Source organism: Clostridium sp. UBA871 (assembly GCF_002295255.1).
Taxonomy (GTDB): Bacteria; Bacillota; Clostridia; order Clostridiales; family Clostridiaceae; genus Clostridium_J; species Clostridium_J sulfidigenes.
In genome coordinates this window covers 724,883-743,721 of record NZ_DBFV01000003.1, presented here as the reverse complement: position 1 = coordinate 743,721, position 18,839 = coordinate 724,883, and the positions used below count along the sequence as shown (strand labels likewise).

Below are 18,839 nucleotides of genomic sequence, written 5' to 3'. Positions count from 1 at the left end.
TTATTTTGTAATTATCTTTTCTAATATATTATTTATTTCCACAATCTTTTCATCCATATTATTATTTATTGCTGCATCCTTAACACAATGATTTAAGTGTCCTTTTAAAATTTCTAAGTTTGATTTCTTTAATAAAGCTTGTGATGCTAAGATTTGATTAGAAATATCGATACAATACCTCCCCTCTTCTATCATTTTGATAATCCCATCTATCTGACCCCTTGCTGTTTTTAACAATTGCAAAGCTTTTTTTCTTTCTTCACTCATCATTTACCTCCCCTCCCCCCTCAGGGGGTATATCTACATAATAGTACTCCATTTATATATTGTCAATAGGTTAATTTTTTATTTTAATTTAGTTTGCCCCAAAATATAAAAAAATAAAGCACCAACTTTAGTGATGCTCTATCAATTATAAATATTTAGCTAAATATTTTTTTAACGGTATGGAAAGTGGTAATGCTATAGCAATTCCCCCTGCTACTTGAAGTATATTAGCTGGTATATCCTTTAAAGCCACTATAAATCCTTGTCCAATAGTTGGTATTCCATATACAAAGTGATTTAAGCAACCTCCAGCAAAAAAATACCCAAAAATCATAACTATTCCGGCTACAATGAATGCAAATAAGTTATTCCAAACTTTATCTCCTTGATAATCACCTCTATAGGCTATAGCTCCTGCTATATATGCCATAACTCCTTTTATAATAAAGGTAAATGGCGCCCATATATAGTATGGAGAAAACAAATCAAAAAATGTCATACCTATAGCAGCGGCCACAGCTCCTCGTTTTTTTCCTAGTAAGATGGCACATAAAAATAGTACTGCATCACCTATATGTAAAACTGCATTATCTCCCACTGGTATAGCTATAACTGCAGTTGCTATATATGTTAACGCTGCCATAAGTCCTATTTGAACTATTTCAATAATTCTAAAACTATTTCTCGATGCTTTTATTGATGCCTTTTCTTTCATTTTAAGTCCCCCTTTATGATTATGCAATATTGTACCCATACAACAAATTTAGTATCCATACAATTAAATTATACATTAAATCTAAAGAATTTCAACCTTATTTTTTAATATAAAAGAATAATATTAAATATTTTACACAAAATAATTTTAACTTTGACTTTCAGATCTTATAATCCTATATATTTTTGAGAAAATAGTCAAAAGATCTAACTTATTACTTTACTTGGATGTAGAAAGGATTGACATATATGATGTATCTTCGTTGGTTTGGTAGCTTTTTACTATTAGTAGTTTTAATTGGTTTATTTTTTGTTATGGGAGGAAATTTAATTAATTTAATAATTGCAGTAGCTCTTCTAACTATTGCCATGGACTACATAGAAGAATACCTAACTGTAAAAAATAAATTCAATAGTTAAATAAAAAAATTCCTCAAAGAAACTTGAGGAATTTTTCTATTATTCACCTTTACTAATATTAGATAAAACTAAGCCCTTATTGTGATCTAGTGCCCAACTAATACCCCAATCATTTTGGAATATAAGTAAGTCTCTATCTTTAATATCCTTAACAACTTTAGAATCACTTGTTAAACTTAAATCATCAACTTTACCTTCTAAAGCTTCAATCCATCTAATATTTCTATATGGAAGCATATCCATTTTTATATCTACATTATATTCATTTTTTAATCTAAATTCTAAAACTTCAAATTGAAGAACTCCTACAACTCCTACTATAATTTGTTCTGTTCCTATGTGAAGCTCTTTAAATACTTGAATTGCTCCCTCTTGAGCTATCTGTGTTACACCCTTTATAAACTGTTTTCTCTTCATAGTATCTACAGTTCTAACCCTTGCAAAGTGTTCTGGTGCGAAGGTTGGAATTCCTTCAAACTTAAACTTCTTGCTTGGTGAACAAAGGGTATCACCTATACTAAATATACCTGGGTCAAATACTCCTATAATATCTCCAGCATAAGCATTATCAACAATTTCTCTATCTTGAGCTAAAAATTGTTGAGGTTGTGCTAGCTTTATTTTATTTCCACCTTGAACATGATAAACTTCCATACCTTTTTCAAATTGACCTGAACATATTCTCATAAAAGCAATTCTATCTCTATGAGCCTTATTCATATTAGCTTGAATTTTAAATACAAAAGCAGAAAAGTTATCATCTGTTGCCTCTATCTTTCCTATATCAGAATTTCTTCCTAATGGCGCTGTAGTTAACTTTAAGAAGTTCTCTAAAAATGGTTCTACACCAAAATTAGTTAAAGCACTACCGAAAAATACAGGGGTAAGTTCTCCAACTCTCACCTTTTCTTCATCAAAGGCATCTCCAGCTATATCTAATAATTCTATGTCCTCAAGTAATTTTTCATATAGACTATCGGTTATAGCCTCTCTAGCTGCTGATTCATCCTCTAAATCTATAACAGTCTCACTTACTTCTAACTGTCCATGATCTCCAGCTTTAAAAATATGAATTTGTTTATTATTTCTATCATAAACACCTTTAAAGTGCATACCTGTACCTATAGGCCAGTTTATTGGATATGATTTTATACCCAATTCATTTTCTATCTCTTCCATAAGTTCAAAAGGGTCTCTTGTTTCTCTATCCATCTTATTTACAAAAGTAAATATTGGAATATCTCTCATACTACAAACATGAAATAGCTTTCTAGTTTGATCCTCTACCCCTTTTGCTCCATCAATAACCATTACTGCACTATCTGCAGCCATAAGTGTTCTATATGTATCTTCACTAAAGTCCTGGTGTCCTGGAGTATCTAATATGTTTATACAATATCCCTCATATCCAAACTGCATTACTGAAGATGTAACAGAAATTCCTCTCTTCTTCTCAATTTCCATCCAGTCAGAAACAGCATGCTTAGATGTCTTTCTTGCTTTAACAGATCCTGCTAGTCTTATTGCTCCCCCATATAAAAGTAATTTTTCAGTAAGTGTAGTTTTACCTGCATCTGGGTGGGAAATTATAGCAAAGGTTCTTCTTTTCTCTATCTCCTTTATATAATCACTCATTACCTTAACTCCTTTATTTAAATTTAAAATTATCTTCAATTTATATAGTATCTCTTTTTAGCACATTTTATATAATACCATATTAATTAATATAAACACAAATATTATTAATGTTTTTATGTATATCACATTTAAAATTAACACTAAAATTTTAGTTTAAATATCATACTAAATTTATCATTTTCAATTCAATTATACCAAAATAAAGCAGTAAGATATTTGTATCTTACTGCCATTGTAATAAATATTAAAATAATAAAATATAATTCCACAAATATATAATTATAATTTTAGTATGCATAATGGCTTAATAAGCCACTATAAACTACTTGTCCCTTTTCTATTCCATCGAAATCCTCTGGTTTCACTAAAGAAACATCTTTATCAAAGTTTATGATTTTACCTTCTTTTAGTACGTAAGCCACAAATTGTGAGCATAAAAAATGATATCTTCTTTGATAAGGTATGTGTAACATTATAGCTAAAATGCCTAAAAAATTATATTTATATCTATCATGTTCACTTTCAAATCGATCTATAATCTCTTTAACTTCATTATATTCATCTTCTGTAACACTTAATTCATAAACTCTACAGGATGTACTTTTATATAGCTTAAATATTCCTCCATCAATTTGTTCTCTAACAAAACCAGCATGAAGTGGAAAATATATTTTTCTTCTTCCAAAGCTATATAATTGCTTTAATTCTTTATCTAAGGCTATAGATGTATGATTATAATTATATCTAGTATATAGCTTTATAGCTCTTGAAAAAAAAGTTCCTGTCTGTGTCAATACAACATAGATTTTTCTATCCACTTAATCACCCCAATTATTATTATAATAATGTATTAATTCATTATAAATTAAATTATTTAATAAGTATACTATATTTAAAAAATATACTATAGATATATTATAATTTAAAAACCTTACAATTTCATTAAGAAATTATTACAATTTATACATTTTTCCTTTATTTCATTTTAACCATATATGATAATCCAATCTTTTGTTCCTTTGAAAAAGAGGATGCTTCTTAAGATTTTACAAAGGATATACATAGACAAGCTTCTACTATCTTAACCATAAATACTGATGTAGTAACAGATATTAACTTCAAAAAAATTAAAAGATACTTTATATAAACTAATAAATAATAGTTTATATAAAGTACCTTTAGTATTAATACTGATAATATTAATACTGAACTAATCCTATTTTCTTTTGCATCTTTCTTAAAGTCTTTGTAGCTACATAATTTGCCTTTTCTGCCCCAGCTTTGAAGATTTCTTCTAGCTTACCTTTATTATCTAAAAGCTCTTTAACTCTCTTTTGAACTGGTTCAAGCTCCTTAACTACAGCCTCTGCTACATCTAATTTAAATTGGGCATAACCTTGCCCCTTATATCTTTCTTCTATTTCTTCCATAGATATGCCCTCAATAGTGCTTAAAATTGTCATTAAATTTTTAACTCCTGGTTGTTCATCACAGAATTTAACTTCTCCTACACTATCAGTTACAGCTCTGGATATTTTTTTTCTTATGACTTCTGGTGGATCTAATATTAAGATATATCCATTAGGATTTTCTTCCGACTTAGACATCTTCTTTTCTGGATTTTGAAGGTCCATTATTTTTGCTCCAGCCTTACCTACGTATGGTTCAGGTATTTTAAAGGTTGGACTGTATAATTTATTAAATCTGTCAGCTATATCTCTAGCTAATTCTAAATGCTGTACTTGATCTATTCCAACTGGCACTACATCTGTTTGATATAATAATACATCAGCAGCCATTATAACTGGATAACTAAATAATCCTGCCCCTATACTTTCTCCACTATTTTTAGATTTATCCTTATACTGAGTCATTCTACTTAGTTCTCCCATATAGCTATGGCAAGTTAAAAGCCATGCAGCTTCAGAATGAGCTGGTACATGAGATTGTACGAATAGAGTATTTTTTTCTGTATCTATTCCTGCAGCAATATAAATTGCTAGTACTTCTAAAGTTCTCTTTCTAAGTTCAGTTGGTATCTGTCTTACTGTAATTGCATGCAAATCTGCAATAAAGAAATAACATTCATATTCATTTTGTAGTTTCACCCAATTTTTTATAGCTCCTAAATAATTTCCTAGTGTTAAATCCCCAGAAGGCTTAATTCCACTTAACATAACTTTTTTCTTATCTTCCATGTTTTTTCTCCTTTCAATCCGTAAAATTATTCCATTTAGTTATAAATAAAAGCCCTATGGAATAAATCCATAGGGCATAAATCACGCGGTACCACCTATTTTGAGATAATAAAATCTCACCTCTTTCAGATACAAACATATCCTAGCTCTATAACGTGAGCATCCGTGCTAGACTACTTTAAATTCACCCAACATCTCAGCGACCCATTCATATCAAGCATAATTGCGATAATCTCACCATCTATCACTCTCTGAAAATCTGTTTTTAATACTACTTACTTCGCCTCACCGATCAATTAATAATAAAGTTGTTTAATATTACATTAAAGTTATTATAATTCTAATATTATATTATGTCAATATTAGAAATTGTTATTCTATTTTTTAGTTTATCTATCTCTAACCTTACTATATGATTATTTTTATTTAAATTAGAACTATATAAAAGCCCATAAATTTCTAGTATTTATTTACTGTATTGAAGCAAACTAAACATATTAAATACATTTCAGTATTTTAATATAATTTTAAAATATATCACCACTTACTTTAAGGAGGTATTTTATATGGATTCAAAAAACAATTCTAGTAAGTCTAATGGTGCAAAACCTTATGGTCCTAATGAAAGAGACTTTTTAGATGCTAGTACCAAACCTGTAAAAGCACATTCTCTTGAAGACTATGTACTGCTTCCAAATCATGTTGTAGATCCAATTGTGGCAAACAACATCTCTAATGCAGAATTTGATTATACCTATAACGAGGAATCGGATCTTCTAGGTTTTGAAGATCAACCCTTAGCATCAATAAATAAAAACACTCCAACTAAATAGTAAAAAATATAGGAATTGCTTTAATGGCAATTCCTATATTTTTTATTAAATATTTATTTTTACTTCATGTTCTCCATCAGAGGTAACAGGTATTATATCTCCTTCTATAACATTTCCATCTAAAGTTATGGTAGAATTACCACTTCTAATTACTTTGATATGATATACAGCATTTCCATATACATAGTCTATAGAGTATTCTTTAAAGTCTTTAGGTACACATGGTTTAATTTTAAACCCTTTTCCCTCTATTAATCTAAAACCCAATATGTGTTCTAATGCGATAGTATACATCCAACCTGAGCTTCCAGTATACCAACTCCATCCGCCTCTTCCTTCATGAGGTTCCACCGAATATATATCTGCAGCCATAACATAAGGCTCTGTCTTAAATACATTTGCTTCCTCTATGTTTAAACTATGATTTATAGGATTTAGCATGGAATATATGTTATATGCTTCTTCTCCTCTTCCTAGTTTTGCAAGAGCTAAAGCTACCCACGCAACTCCATGGGTATATTGTCCTCCATTTTCCCTTACTCCAGGTACATATCCTTTTATATATCCTGGTTTTAAATCTGATTTATCAAAAGGTGGGCTCAATAGTAATATAATTTTTTCTTTAGGCTTTACTAAATATTTTTCTAAAGAACTCATAGCTATATTAGCTCTTTCCTTATCTCCTGCTTCTGATATTACAGACCAACATTGTGATAGGGCATCTATTTTACATTCCTGATTTTCATGAGATCCTAGTGGAGTGCCATCATCAAAGTAAGCACGTTTATACCAACTTCCATCCCATCCATGAATCTCTAGATTTTCTTTAATAAAATCCATAGTCTTAATATATTTTTCATAATTATCCTCATCCCTTTTATATATGCATAGATCCTTAAAATCTTTTAATATAGCATATAGGAACCAGCCAAGCCAGATACTCTCTCCCTTACCTTTATTTCCTACAGTGCTCATTCCATCATTCCAATCTCCACTTCCCATGAGAGGAATATTATGGGAACCAAACTTTAAGCTTCTATTTATAGCTCTTATACAGTGATTGTATAAGGACTCTTTTAAATCTGATTTTGATGATACATTATACCTTTCATCTTCTCCTTCTCTTAAAGGCTCATCCTTTAAATATCCAATCTCTTCATCTAAAATCTTATAATCTCCAGTGGTTTTAACATATATACAAGTAACATAAGGTAACCATAATAAATCATCACTAAATCTAGTTCTTATTCCACTATTTACAACTGGATGCCACCAATGTTGCACATCTCCTTCTTCAAATTGTCTAGTAGCACTATAAAGAATTTGATTTCTAGCAATTTCAGGCTGTATATAAATCATTGGAATGGAGTCTTGTAATTGATCTCTAAATCCATAAGCTCCTCCACATTGATAAAATGCTGTTCTTGAAAATAATCTACAACTGATAGTTTCATAAGGAAGCCAACCATTAATCATGAAATCTAAAGCTTTATCCTCTGTTTTTATCTTTATCTTAGTTAAAAGCCTTTCCCAATAGCCTTTTACCATTTCTAACTCTTTCTCAACTCTAGTTATATCTGAAAACTCTTCAAGGGAATTTTGAATTCCTTCAATACTGTCTTCTGCTCCTAAGACAATTACCAGTGATTTTTCTTCATTAGCTCCTAATCTTAAGTAAACTTTCTCACTAAGTACTGGTTCTAATCCTGAACCACACCTTCCTGATAAGCTTATAGTGTTCTGTTCAGGTAAAGAATCCATATATTCTTTACTTACAATAAAATCTCTTTCATCTCCACTAAAACTTTCATTTTTTCCTCCACTTATTTTTAAATAAACATGACTAGATGAAAAATCACTACTATATGGATTGATTCCATATATGTATTTGTTTTCTTTATCTATTACAGTGTAAATCTTCTTATAATTGTTTTCTCTTAAATCTCCTAGACACAATCTTGCAATATAAGTAATTGCTATATTTCTCTCCTTATCTACTAAGTTATTTAAGCTAACCTTAATAAGCTTTGCACTTCTCTCCTTTGAAGGAAATACAGTAATTTCCCCCAGTATTCCACTTTTACAATGAGTAAATTTGGAATATCCAAATCCATGAGTTATTACATACTCTCCTTTATCTCTTATTGGTTCAGGAGTTATTGACCAAAGTTTATCCCCTTCTTCTAGGTATAAAACTTCACTAGGGGTATCTTCAATGAAATCATTATTCCAAGGAGTAATTTTAAATTCTCTACTATTTTTATACCAAGTATAGCTACTACCAGACTCACTTATATTAAATCCAAATCTATTATTATTGGCTATAACATTTATCCAAGGAGCTGGTGTAGACATTCCGTCCTTTAGTATAATTGTATATTCTCCCTCATTATTAAAACCTCCATATCCATTAAAAAAACTTAACTCTGAAGTTTCTACTTTAGGGATATTACTATCACTATAACTTAAATTAGCTTCTTTTAGTTCACTCATTTCCCAGATATACTTTCTTGAGTCATATGGATAATCTTCATTTTTCATGGCTTTTTCAATTTGTTTTAATAAAGGCCCTTCTGATCCGTCTACGATTATTGCTGCAATAGAATAAAGCAAATTCAAATCTTCTTTAGACATTTTTTCATTATTAATTATAAATATGCCACCTGAAGTATTTTCTCGTCCATTTAAAGAGCTATTCAATATTATTCTTTTTAGTGCATTATCTAGAGGCTTTTCATAGCTTATTTCCTCTTCATTAATGACTACAATATCAAACTTTAATCCCTTTTCTTCTAAATATCCATGGCAATTTATAAGCTGTCTTAAGATATCACTTTCCTTTTCCTTGTTAATAGTTAACAATACAATAGGTAAATCTCCTGAAATTCCATAGGCCCAGAGATTTCTTTGACTTCTACTTAGATTAATTAGGTTGTTTATTCTCTTTGTATAACTAAAGTTATTAAATAATATACTACTTGCAAACCGCTCATAAATAATCCCTTGTGTTGGTTTTATTCCTTTATTAATAAGACTTTTTTCTACACTTAAAGCAGATCTTAGGGCACTTTCCTCTAGAATATTACTATCTTGATAATTTCTTGAATTATTTAATACATCCTCCCTAGAGTTTCCTGTAATTGTTATATATTTTATAGATTTGCTTTCACCTTTAGGAATTTTTATTATTCTTTTAATTGCAATTATAGGATCTAATACATTGCCTACATTATTTTTTAAAGGTTCATTTTCTTCTAAAGCTATAGGATTTTCTTTTGAATGATTTCTTCCTATAAAACTTAGCCTTGCCGTATCATACTCTGTTTTAAATCCCTCTTCACCTAGTGTACTTTCAAGAGTATATATGTCCCTGTCTTTTTCGCTACGAGGTCTGCGTTTTGCAAGTATTCCACTTAATTCATCTATATACTCTGTAGTAATAAATAAATTCCCAAAAGTAGGATGTGATATATCTCCACTGTATCCTTGTAAAACTACTTCACTATAGCTAATAACTTCTATGATTTTTTCTTCACTACCATTATTTTTTATATCAATAGTCCTAATTTCACAATTATCTTCAGGAATTACTTGAACTATAGTATTTATTTCTAGATCTCTCCAGTATTTTATGAATTCTGCCTTATACAAATAGAAATTAACTTCATATTTATCTCCTTGCTCTTTACAAGGTTCATAGGTAGAAGATGTATATTCATTAGAATTAGTGTCTTTAATATAAAAAAACTTTCCCCAACTACTACGAATCAAATCTTCTTTCCATCTATATACCATTACATTTTTAAACTTAGAGTAGCCACCACCTGCCGTATTTAATAGGATGTTATAATTTTTATTCCCCAGAAGTATGGTTTGGGGATACTTACTTTCTCCAAATTTAAATGTTCTATGGATGGAATATTGCCTTTGCACTTCTTTCACTTCTTGTAAATTATCTTCTTTTCTATCATAGACCACATTCTTACTTATCTTCTCTTGAAGCAATATATCTACAGCTCTGATCATGGGAATTCTATGAAATCTTCTTTGAATAATATTATTATTCATAACATTATCTAAAGCCAACAAACTCATTCCTAAATGATGTATCATATAGCATTTTACTATTTCAAACTTTTTATTTTTTATCCTTTTATCTGTATAATCTATAGCTTCATAAAATCCATATTTTCCATAACATTCAAGTTTTAATAGACTTCTTATATTTGCCATAGACTTAGGTATATTTTCCATAAGCCCCATGATAGTAGAATATGGTGATACTACTAACTCTTCTTCTAATCCTCTTTTTATACCAATTTTAGGTACACCGAAGGCTTTATATTGATAATTTAAATCTACATCAAATTTATAGTAGGCACTTTCTGAAATACCAAAAGGAACCTTCCTCTTATCTCCATATCTTATTTGACCTTCCATTACAGACCTATAAGTTTCATCTAACATAGAATTCCTATAATTTTTCATTAAAATCCTTGGCATAAAGTATTCAAACATGGTTCCACTCCAGCTAGCCAATCCTTTTCTACCATACATTAAAGTTAATGATCTATTTAAAGCAAACCAATGAGATGTTGGAACTATTCCCTTAGCCACTGCAATAAAACTTGTTGTTCTAGCTTCTGATGCCAATAAGTCATAGTAATTACTACTTAATGATTCATTGTCTACATCATAGCCTATATGAAATAACTTTCTTTCATCATTATACAAAAATTTAAAATCTGTATTATCTATAATTCTATTTATTTCGGCTTCAATTTTTGTAAATTGTTTTAATAGTGTTCCTACTCTTTCTTTACATAAATCTATATTCTTATTTATTCTTTCTAATTGAAATTCATTTAAATTATTAGATATAAAATTAAACCCTTTTATAATATCATATATATGCCCTAAACTATCACTACTAATAATTCTAATTATATTTTCATACTTGCTTCTAGGTAATAGCTTTATATCATCTATGAATGGAAATAAAAATTTAATTTCACTTAAATAGTCTTTTATATTATCTAATAGTTTTTTATTCCAATAAGTACTATCTATATTTTCTATATCTTCCTGTACAATATCTTCAAAGTTATTTAACATATTATAAAAAGTTAATATATCTTTTCCTTCTCTTTTTATTCTTTCAATAACATTAAGGTACATATATTTTTTTCTTTCATCTTCCAGCTCTTCCATGGCAAGATAAACAGTATCCTCTATGCCTTCAACTCTATTATTAAAGTAAGGTGTGTTTCTTAATTCTTTTAGTGCTTCTTCTATGGTATATAAATAAGATACTAGATTTCCACTATCTACTGTAGAAACATATTTAGGTAATAGAGGACTAAGTGTCTCCACATCATACCAATTATAAAAATGCCCTTTACAGGTTTCTAGCCTTTTCAAAGTATCTATGGTTTTACCCAAGTTTTCTATACCTTTAACCGTCCCAATGTACCCCATATCTATAGCAACAATATTGGAAATTAAAGTCATACCAATATTAGTAGGAGAAGTTCTCATAGCTAATCCTCTATATGGTTCTTCCTGATAATTATCCCCGCCAAGATAGTTAGTATCCTCAGTGACAAAGTCTTCAAAATATGCCCAAATCCTTCTAGTTAACCTTTTTAAAACCTTATTATCGTCTTCACTTAATTTTACTGTTTCATCATTAATATTCTGACCTATAATATAAGCTATTATTGGACTAATAACCCATATAATACAACTTGGTATCATTACATAAAAGGTATCCAAGCCACTTCTCCATGCTACCACCATAATACATAAAGCTATTACTATCTCTTGCCACATGTATTTAAAATAACTTATAAAGTCTTTTCCTGAAGACCTTTCTGCTTCCTCAGCCGTTTGCCATTGTAATAAGTTTTTTTTACTTATTATTAATCTGTATAGTGTTCTTATAATAGCATCTACCATTAAATATGCTTTAAAAGGAAGAAAAGCATATATAAAAAATACTTGCTTTAAAGCCATTTGGAAATTCTGAACTTTTCCACTTAGACTTATTCCATTTATAGGCGAAACTATATTTTCTGACATATTAAATAGAATAGGTGTTATTAAAGCAATGAAAGCTGACATATACCACTTATCTATACCATCAGGAAGGATTCCTGCTAAAGAGCAAAGTAATAAAATTAACATAGAAGGAGCCATTAAGCTTCTTCTTAAATTATCTATCATCTTCCACTTAGATAATCTATTTAATTTATTTTTCTTTAATATGTATGGTAATAGTTGCCAATCACCTCTCACCCATCTATGAAGTCTTTTACAACTTGCAATAAAGTTAGAAGGATATCCATCTACTAACTCCACATCTGTAAGCAAAGCCGTTCTTGCCAAAGATCCTTCTAATAAATCATGACTTAGAACTTGATTTTCTTCAATTACTCCATGAGTTACCTTTGTAAATACATCCACATCATATATGGCCTTACCAGTAAAAATACCCTCTCCAAATAAGTCTTGATATACATCAGATATTGCAAATGTATATATATCAATACCAGCTTCTCCTGAAAATACTTTAGAAAAATAAGTTTTATTAGCACTTTCTAAATCTATACCAACTTTAGGTTGTATTACTCCATACCCTCTCCAAACAGTTCCATCTTCCTTTGTATAAGCTCTATTTAACGGGTGAAGCATTGCTCCAATTAAAATCTTTGCTGATTCTCTTGGAAGTATGGTATCTCCGTCTAAAGTTATAACATACTTTACTTTAAAAAGTTTTTCCACACCTTCACTTAAAACACTATAAGTGGTATTTTTATCTCCTCTTATAAACTTATTAAACTCTTCTAGTTTTCCTCTTTTTCGCTCCCAACCTAGCCACTTATTCTCCTTTTCATTAAACCTTCTATGTCTGCATAAAAAGAAAAAACGACCACTATCTTCATTATACTTTGTATTTAACTTATTAATTTCTTCTAAACAAAATTTAGATATCACTTCGTCTTCTGCTTCTTTTTCTCTATGACTATCTATAAAATCTCCCAAGATAGCAAAATATAGATTTTCATCATTATTTCCTAAATAATAAGTTTCTAAATTACTCATTAAACTTTCAGCTTTCTCTATACTTTCTATTAGAGTAGGAACTACTACACAGGTGATTCCTTCTTTAGGAATTCTATCGGATATATTAATTTTAGGTAATACATTAGGTGTGCTTAAATTAGTAATACTCCAATTTAAGATGGATACCACAACCTCACTGAGCGGTATAATAGTAACTATTCCAGATAAAATATATTTAGATATTGATATATTTGTATCATTTATATAGCTCCAAGTTATAAATCCTCCCGATAGTATGCCTGTAAGAATAACAATAGTTCCTATATAAATACCAACAGCTCTTCCCTTTATCATATTTTTTAACTTTTCAAATCCTTTAAAATCAATATTCAAAATATGATTTAGCTTTTCTCTACCACTATCAGTTAGATAATATCCCACATGATTTTCAAATTCTTTATCATTATTTACTTCTGCACACTGTAGTACTTTTCTAGCAACAAATGTCTCAGAAATTTTATTTTGTCTAGCTATTTTTTCTAAAACATGTCTATAATAGTCCTTGGAATAAAAATCCATAGTACTATAAACCATAGCAGGATCTTTACTTAATATTTCTTCTACTTTATTGCTAATATTAAATACTTCTTCCCAATTTATATCATCTAAATTTCTTAAGCCATTAATGCTACTACTAATGGCTATAGAATAGATACCATCACTTTTATTAGAATCTATAATAATTTTATCTAAAGTAATTTCATTTTCGCTTAATTTATCTTCTATCCATAAATTTAATTCATCGTAATTTACTCCATTATCTCTTAAAACTCTTATTAATGCATCCGCAAAGTATTCTGTAAATTTAATATTGTTCTCAGATATGAAATCCATAGCTCTCTTCATATTTTCTTCATTATAATACTTAATAATCCTATCAGCTAATCTTTCTCCTCTATGTCTATCATTAGCTTTATCCACTATCAATACTGAGCTTTTTCCTATTATCTCTAAATAGGCTATTTTAAGCATTATAGGTAAAGCCCATAATTCTCCCATGGTTAATATGGTTGTTTCTTGATATCTTTTTAAAAACTTATTAATATTATCCCTAGTTAGCTTATCCCTATAAATTCCCAATATTTCTCTTGATACAGCATAAATTCTAGGATATCCTTTTAATGCTCCACTTTTTAGTATAGGTAGTGATTTTAAATATTTCTTTGATAAATGTTTTTTTATAAATTTATATTCTTTTTCAATAACATAGATATTATCTAATATCCATTGTGTTCCTTTTATCTTGAAATACTCTCTATTTTCATCCACTTTAAACAAATTATGGCACCCCAATATATTATTAAAATGCTTATCTAAATTGGAAATTAAATCATTCCTACTTATTTTTTCAATTTCTCTATGGTCTCTGGCTATATCATCAATAGCATCTTCCAATTTTTCTTTATTTTCTGCTAAAAAACTATTGTCACTAATCTTAATATAGGCTCTTCTCTTATTTCTATTTTTGATTACGTACATAAGAAGAACTATACTTAGTATAAGTATTAAATTTACTAAAATAAATATGTGCTCCATGGTGCTATCCCCTTTCAATGATGCTCAACTATTATTATTACCAAATTAACTTAAATCTATAATAGTAAATATTTTCCTATCCTATAGATTAGCTTTCTCCTATAGCTAAATAAAAGCCATCTAAGAAAAGTAACTTTATATCTTACTTATCTTAAATGGCTTCTTTATATATGCTATTGTGAACTACCTTTAGTTAATCCTCTATAACTACCTGGTTGCACATTAAATTTTACTTCTTTCCCATCACTAGTTTTAATAATTATTCCTTTGTTACAAGGAGTTTCTATAATTATATTATATTTTGTAAAACTCTACAAAGGATTTTGCTACATAACTATGATCCTTAACTCCTGCAAACTCTCTTATAGAATGCATAGCAAGGGTTGGATTTCCAATATCTACAGAACGTATATTCAAATGGGTTGAAGAAATTGGTCCTATGGTTGAACCACCTCTTAAGTCTGAACGATTCACAAACTTTTGTACTGGTACCCCTGCTTTATTACAAATAGATTCATATACAGCAGAAGAATCTGAATCACTAGTATATGCACAATTCGCATTTATCTTTATAACAGGACCTTTATTTACAATTGGTCTATTAGTCGGATCTGCCTTTTCTGGACTATTAGGATGAACTGCGTGAGCATTATCTGCCGAAATAATAAAGGATCTGCTAAGTGCTCTAAAGAACTCTTCTCTCCCTTTTCCAAGACAAAGAGCAATTCTTTCTAAAATATTTGCTAACATATCAGAATCGGCTCCTTGTTTTGTAGAGCTTCCAACTTCTTCATTATCAAAACATACCATTACATTTATGCCCTCAGTTATTGGAGCTTCTTTTAGTGCCTCAATTCCAGCATGAACCATTTGAAGATCATCTAATCTACCTGAAGATATAAATTCATCTTTTAATCCAACAATACATCCCTTTTCAAATTCATAAAGGAATAAATCAAAATCTATAATATCCTCTTTATTTACCTTCATTTCCTCAGCTAATATGTTTATTAATGCATTATCCTTTTCTAATTCTTCAGTTACCATTGCAAGTAGTGGAAGAGTATCTTTTTGTGGATTTAATTCTCCTCCAGAATTGGCTTCCCTATTCATATGAATTGCTAAGCTAGGTATTATTAATATTGGTTTCTTTATGTTAACTAACCTTAACTCTGGATTAAGTAAATTTTCACCTTTTAAAGCAACTCTTCCTGCTACAGCTAGTGGTCTATCCATCCATGTACTTCTTATTAAACCACCATAAACCTCAGTATTTAATTTAATATAATTATTTTCTGATATAATTTCACTATTTGGTTTTATTCTAAATGTAGGTGAATCTGTATGAGCACCTATAATTTTAAATCCATGGTTCTCAACCTCACCATTACCTACAGTAAATGCAATTAATGCAGAACCATTTTTAGTAGTATAATATTTACCACCCTTTTCTAATATCCATTTATCCTCTTCATTTAATTCCTTAAAATCACAACCTTCAAGAGAATCTTTAACATTTTTCACTGCATGAAAAGCAGTAGGGCTTTCATACAAAAAATCTATAAGTTCTTTAGCAAACTTCAATTCTTTTGACATAATTAATCCCCTCCTTAAAACGAAATACTAGTAATAGTATACCAAACTTTTACTACATTTCCTATGAATTTTGTGATTTTCCCTAATTTATAACATGTTCTCGTGTTATACTATAGTTATGAGAAAAAATATATTGATAAAGAGGTGTAATAATTGATTTCTCAAAAACTTATAACAAAATTTATTAAAAATAGTGAAGATATAAAAAATAAAAAAGTCAGAGAACGCTATGGATATCTTGGTGGAGTTGTTGGTATTTTAGTAAATCTAGTTTTATTTTTAATTAAAATCACTGCTGGACTTTTAGTTAATAGTATTGCTGTAATTGCTGATGCTTTTAATAATCTCTCCGATGTTGGTGCTTCATTAGTAACCATCTTTGGCTTTAAACTTTCAAGCAAACCAGCGGATAAAGAACATCCCTTTGGACATGGACGAATTGAGTACATTTCTGGTCTTATAGTTGCATTTTTAGTAATATTAGTTGGCTTTGAATTCATAAAAAGCTCTTTTGAGAGAATTAAAAATCCTGTTCCTGTAGAATTTTCACTACTTCCATTTATTCTTTTAATCATATCTATATCATTTAAAGTATGGTTAAGTAGGTTCTATAGAGGTATAGGTAACAAAATAAATTCTTCCGCTCTTAAAGCTTCTTCTGTAGACTCAATAAGTGATGTAATATCTTCTTCTACTGTAGTTATATCACTACTAATCTCAAAATTTACATCACTTCCTATAGACGGATATATTGGTTTAGTTGTTTCCTTAGTAATTCTTTATGCAGGATATAACCTAATTAAAGATACTTTAAACCCATTACTTGGAGTTGCTCCTGATAATGATTTAGTAGAAGATATTCAAAAAATGTTATTATCCTATGAACATATAGATGGTGTTCATGACTTGCTAGTTCATAATTATGGTCCTGGAAGAATAATTGCTTCTATTCACGCTGAAGTTCCTCTTGATATTTCTGTTGTTGCTGCTCATGAGGTTATAGATAGAGCTGAAAAGGAAATTTCTTCTGAACTGGGTATATATCTGCTAATTCATATGGATCCAGTAACTACAAAGGATGAAGAGATTCTTAGTGCAAAAAGAGAATTGGAAGAAGTTTTAAATAAAATTCCTCATATATCTTCTTTTCATGATTTTAGAGTAGTAGGTGAAGGTGACTATAAAAACCTAATATTTGATGTAGTAGTTAAGGATGATTTTATAATAACTAAAGAATCAGAACTTAAATTACAAAAACAAATAAATGAGGAAATTAAGAAAGTTTCTCCAAATCACAACGCAATAATTACCGTAGATGCATCTTTTATCTAATTAATTTGAATTTTTATTAACCATTTTTAACTTATATAATATTATGATAGTGTAGAAATCATTGGAGGATTAATTATGACTGGAATATCCACTCACTATTTTTTAGGTGGCAATACCGGAAAAGGCTTTTACTCTCACTTTAATTATATTATTTCCCAAAAGGATGCAACTAGAATTATTTGCTTAAAGGGAGGTCCTGGTACAGGAAAATCTTCCCTTATGAAAAAAATTGGAAAACACTACATTGATAGAGGATATGATGTAGAATTTCATCATTGTTCTTCTGATAGTGATTCTTTAGATGGAGTTCTAATTAAAGAATTAAAAGTAGCTATGCTTGATGGCACATCTCCCCATATGATAGACCCTATTATTCCTGGTGCTGTAGATGATATAGTAAATATGGGCATATGTTTAAAAGAAGAGAATTTTAAGAACATAAAATTTAACATTCTAGCTGTGAATAAAGAAATTGGAAATTCCTTTAGAAGAGCTTACAGATTTTTTGCTGCGGCTAAATCTATTTATGATGATTGGTATACCTTTAATAATGAAGCTTTAAATCTTTATGAACTTAATATTTTAAAAGAAAATTTGAAGAATAGAATTCTTCCTAATACATTCTCATCACTGGGTAAAAAACGCCACTTATTTGCAACAGGATTTACTCCAAAGGGAGTTATAACTTATATTCATAATATAGTAGAAGACATGTCCAGTGTTTATGTACTTAAAGGCTCTCCTGGAACTGGCAAAACTCGTGTTCTTGAATATATTGCAGATGAAGCTACTCGAAGGGGTCTAGATGTAGAGATTCTACACACTCCACTAAATCCTGAAAAAATTGAACATTTATTAATTCCTGAATTAAAGGTTGCTCTAGTAACATCAAATGAAATTACCAAAATAGAATTTCATGGCGAGGAATATGATATGGATAGTCTATTAGATGCAAATTATATTGAAAAAAAACAAGATGATATAGACGATATTTCTTCCATTTTTTACATCCTACTTCAAAAAGGTCTTGATTGTATAAAAATAGCTAAAGATTTACATGATGAATTAGAGGAATTCTATGTTCCTAATATGGATTTTAATAAGGCTGACCAAATATATGAAGAAGTATTAAATAAAATTCAAGGATATGAAGATAGCTTATAATATATTAAAAATAAAA

The 18,839-nt window shown here is 29.3% G+C and carries 11 protein-coding genes and 1 other annotated feature; of the genes, 4 read left to right on the top strand and 7 right to left on the bottom strand.

Going from position 1 to position 18,839, the window contains the following annotated elements:
* Together B3086_RS05205 and B3086_RS05200 are read right to left on the bottom strand one after the other, a co-directional pair.
* Entirely contained in the window at positions 1-267 is a 267-nt protein-coding gene (locus tag B3086_RS05205) for a metal-sensing transcriptional repressor (RefSeq protein ID WP_035132480.1), read from the bottom strand.
* A 145-nt stretch (positions 268-412) separates the two neighbouring features.
* Positions 413-982, bottom strand: a complete 570-nt coding sequence (locus B3086_RS05200; RefSeq protein WP_346848944.1) for an ECF transporter S component — start codon at positions 980-982, stop codon at positions 413-415.
* Positions 983-1,230: 248 nt separating this feature from the next.
* On the opposite strand from B3086_RS05200, the gene B3086_RS05195 reads away from it, so the two are divergent.
* The gene (locus B3086_RS05195) at positions 1,231-1,401 is read left to right on the top strand and encodes a hypothetical protein (protein WP_156964319.1); all 171 of its coding nucleotides are present in this window, start codon (positions 1,231-1,233) and stop codon (positions 1,399-1,401) included.
* A gap of 39 nt (positions 1,402-1,440) precedes the next feature.
* Here the strand turns inward: B3086_RS05195 and B3086_RS05190 are convergent, their stop codons facing one another.
* From B3086_RS05190 to trpS, 3 genes are all read right to left on the bottom strand, one after another.
* Complete coding sequence (locus B3086_RS05190) at positions 1,441-3,036, bottom strand: peptide chain release factor 3 (protein WP_346848943.1); 1,596 nt, start codon at positions 3,034-3,036, stop codon at positions 1,441-1,443.
* Positions 3,037-3,326: 290 nt separating this feature from the next.
* Positions 3,327-3,857: a hypothetical protein gene (locus B3086_RS05185; protein WP_346848942.1), complete on the bottom strand. Its 531-nt coding sequence runs from the start codon at positions 3,855-3,857 to the stop codon at positions 3,327-3,329.
* Positions 3,858-4,238: 381 nt separating this feature from the next.
* On the bottom strand, positions 4,239-5,237 hold the full coding sequence (trpS, locus tag B3086_RS05180) for a tryptophan--tRNA ligase (RefSeq protein WP_346848941.1): 999 nt from the start codon (positions 5,235-5,237) through the stop codon (positions 4,239-4,241).
* Between the two features lie 67 nt (positions 5,238-5,304).
* Positions 5,305-5,535, bottom strand: a binding site (T-box leader).
* Between the two features lie 268 nt (positions 5,536-5,803).
* On the opposite strand from trpS, the gene B3086_RS05175 reads away from it, so the two are divergent.
* Positions 5,804-6,070: a hypothetical protein gene (locus B3086_RS05175; RefSeq protein ID WP_051824017.1), complete on the top strand. Its 267-nt coding sequence runs from the start codon at positions 5,804-5,806 to the stop codon at positions 6,068-6,070.
* A gap of 45 nt (positions 6,071-6,115) precedes the next feature.
* Here the strand turns inward: B3086_RS05175 and B3086_RS05170 are convergent, their stop codons facing one another.
* Positions 6,116-14,731: a GH36-type glycosyl hydrolase domain-containing protein gene (locus tag B3086_RS05170; RefSeq protein WP_346878379.1), complete on the bottom strand. Its 8,616-nt coding sequence runs from the start codon at positions 14,729-14,731 to the stop codon at positions 6,116-6,118.
* Between the two features lie 294 nt (positions 14,732-15,025).
* The gene (locus B3086_RS05165) at positions 15,026-16,327 is read right to left on the bottom strand and encodes a M18 family aminopeptidase (protein ID WP_346848939.1); all 1,302 of its coding nucleotides are present in this window, start codon (positions 16,325-16,327) and stop codon (positions 15,026-15,028) included.
* 153 nt (positions 16,328-16,480) lie between these two features.
* On the opposite strand from B3086_RS05165, the gene B3086_RS05160 reads away from it, so the two are divergent.
* Both B3086_RS05160 and B3086_RS05155 read left to right on the top strand, forming a co-directional pair.
* A complete protein-coding gene (locus B3086_RS05160) occupies positions 16,481-17,659 on the top strand; it encodes a cation diffusion facilitator family transporter (RefSeq protein WP_035132558.1) in 1,179 nt (392 codons plus the stop codon).
* Positions 17,660-17,734: 75 nt separating this feature from the next.
* Positions 17,735-18,823 (top strand): PRK06851 family protein, encoded by a 1,089-nt coding sequence (locus B3086_RS05155; protein ID WP_346892902.1) that lies wholly within the window; start codon positions 17,735-17,737, stop codon positions 18,821-18,823.
* The last annotated feature ends 16 nt before the right edge of the window (positions 18,824-18,839 follow it).

What these genes read in the sequence shown, in the direction of transcription:
- B3086_RS05155 (WP_346892902.1), top strand. Translation starts at nt 17,735, where the DNA reads ATGACTGGAATATCCACTCACTATTTTTTAGGTGGCAATACCGGAAAA.
- B3086_RS05165 (WP_346848939.1), bottom strand. Translation starts at nt 16,327, where the DNA reads ATGTCAAAAGAATTGAAGTTTGCTAAAGAACTTATAGATTTTTTGTAT.
- B3086_RS05200 (WP_346848944.1), bottom strand. Translation starts at nt 982, where the DNA reads ATGAAAGAAAAGGCATCAATAAAAGCATCGAGAAATAGTTTTAGAATT.
- B3086_RS05195 (WP_156964319.1), top strand. Translation starts at nt 1,231, where the DNA reads ATGATGTATCTTCGTTGGTTTGGTAGCTTTTTACTATTAGTAGTTTTA.
- B3086_RS05175 (WP_051824017.1), top strand. Translation starts at nt 5,804, where the DNA reads ATGGATTCAAAAAACAATTCTAGTAAGTCTAATGGTGCAAAACCTTAT.
- trpS (WP_346848941.1), bottom strand. Translation starts at nt 5,237, where the DNA reads ATGGAAGATAAGAAAAAAGTTATGTTAAGTGGAATTAAGCCTTCTGGG.
- B3086_RS05170 (WP_346878379.1), bottom strand. Translation starts at nt 14,731, where the DNA reads ATGGAGCACATATTTATTTTAGTAAATTTAATACTTATACTAAGTATA.
- B3086_RS05190 (WP_346848943.1), bottom strand. Translation starts at nt 3,036, where the DNA reads ATGAGTGATTATATAAAGGAGATAGAGAAAAGAAGAACCTTTGCTATA.
- B3086_RS05205 (WP_035132480.1), bottom strand. Translation starts at nt 267, where the DNA reads ATGAGTGAAGAAAGAAAAAAAGCTTTGCAATTGTTAAAAACAGCAAGG.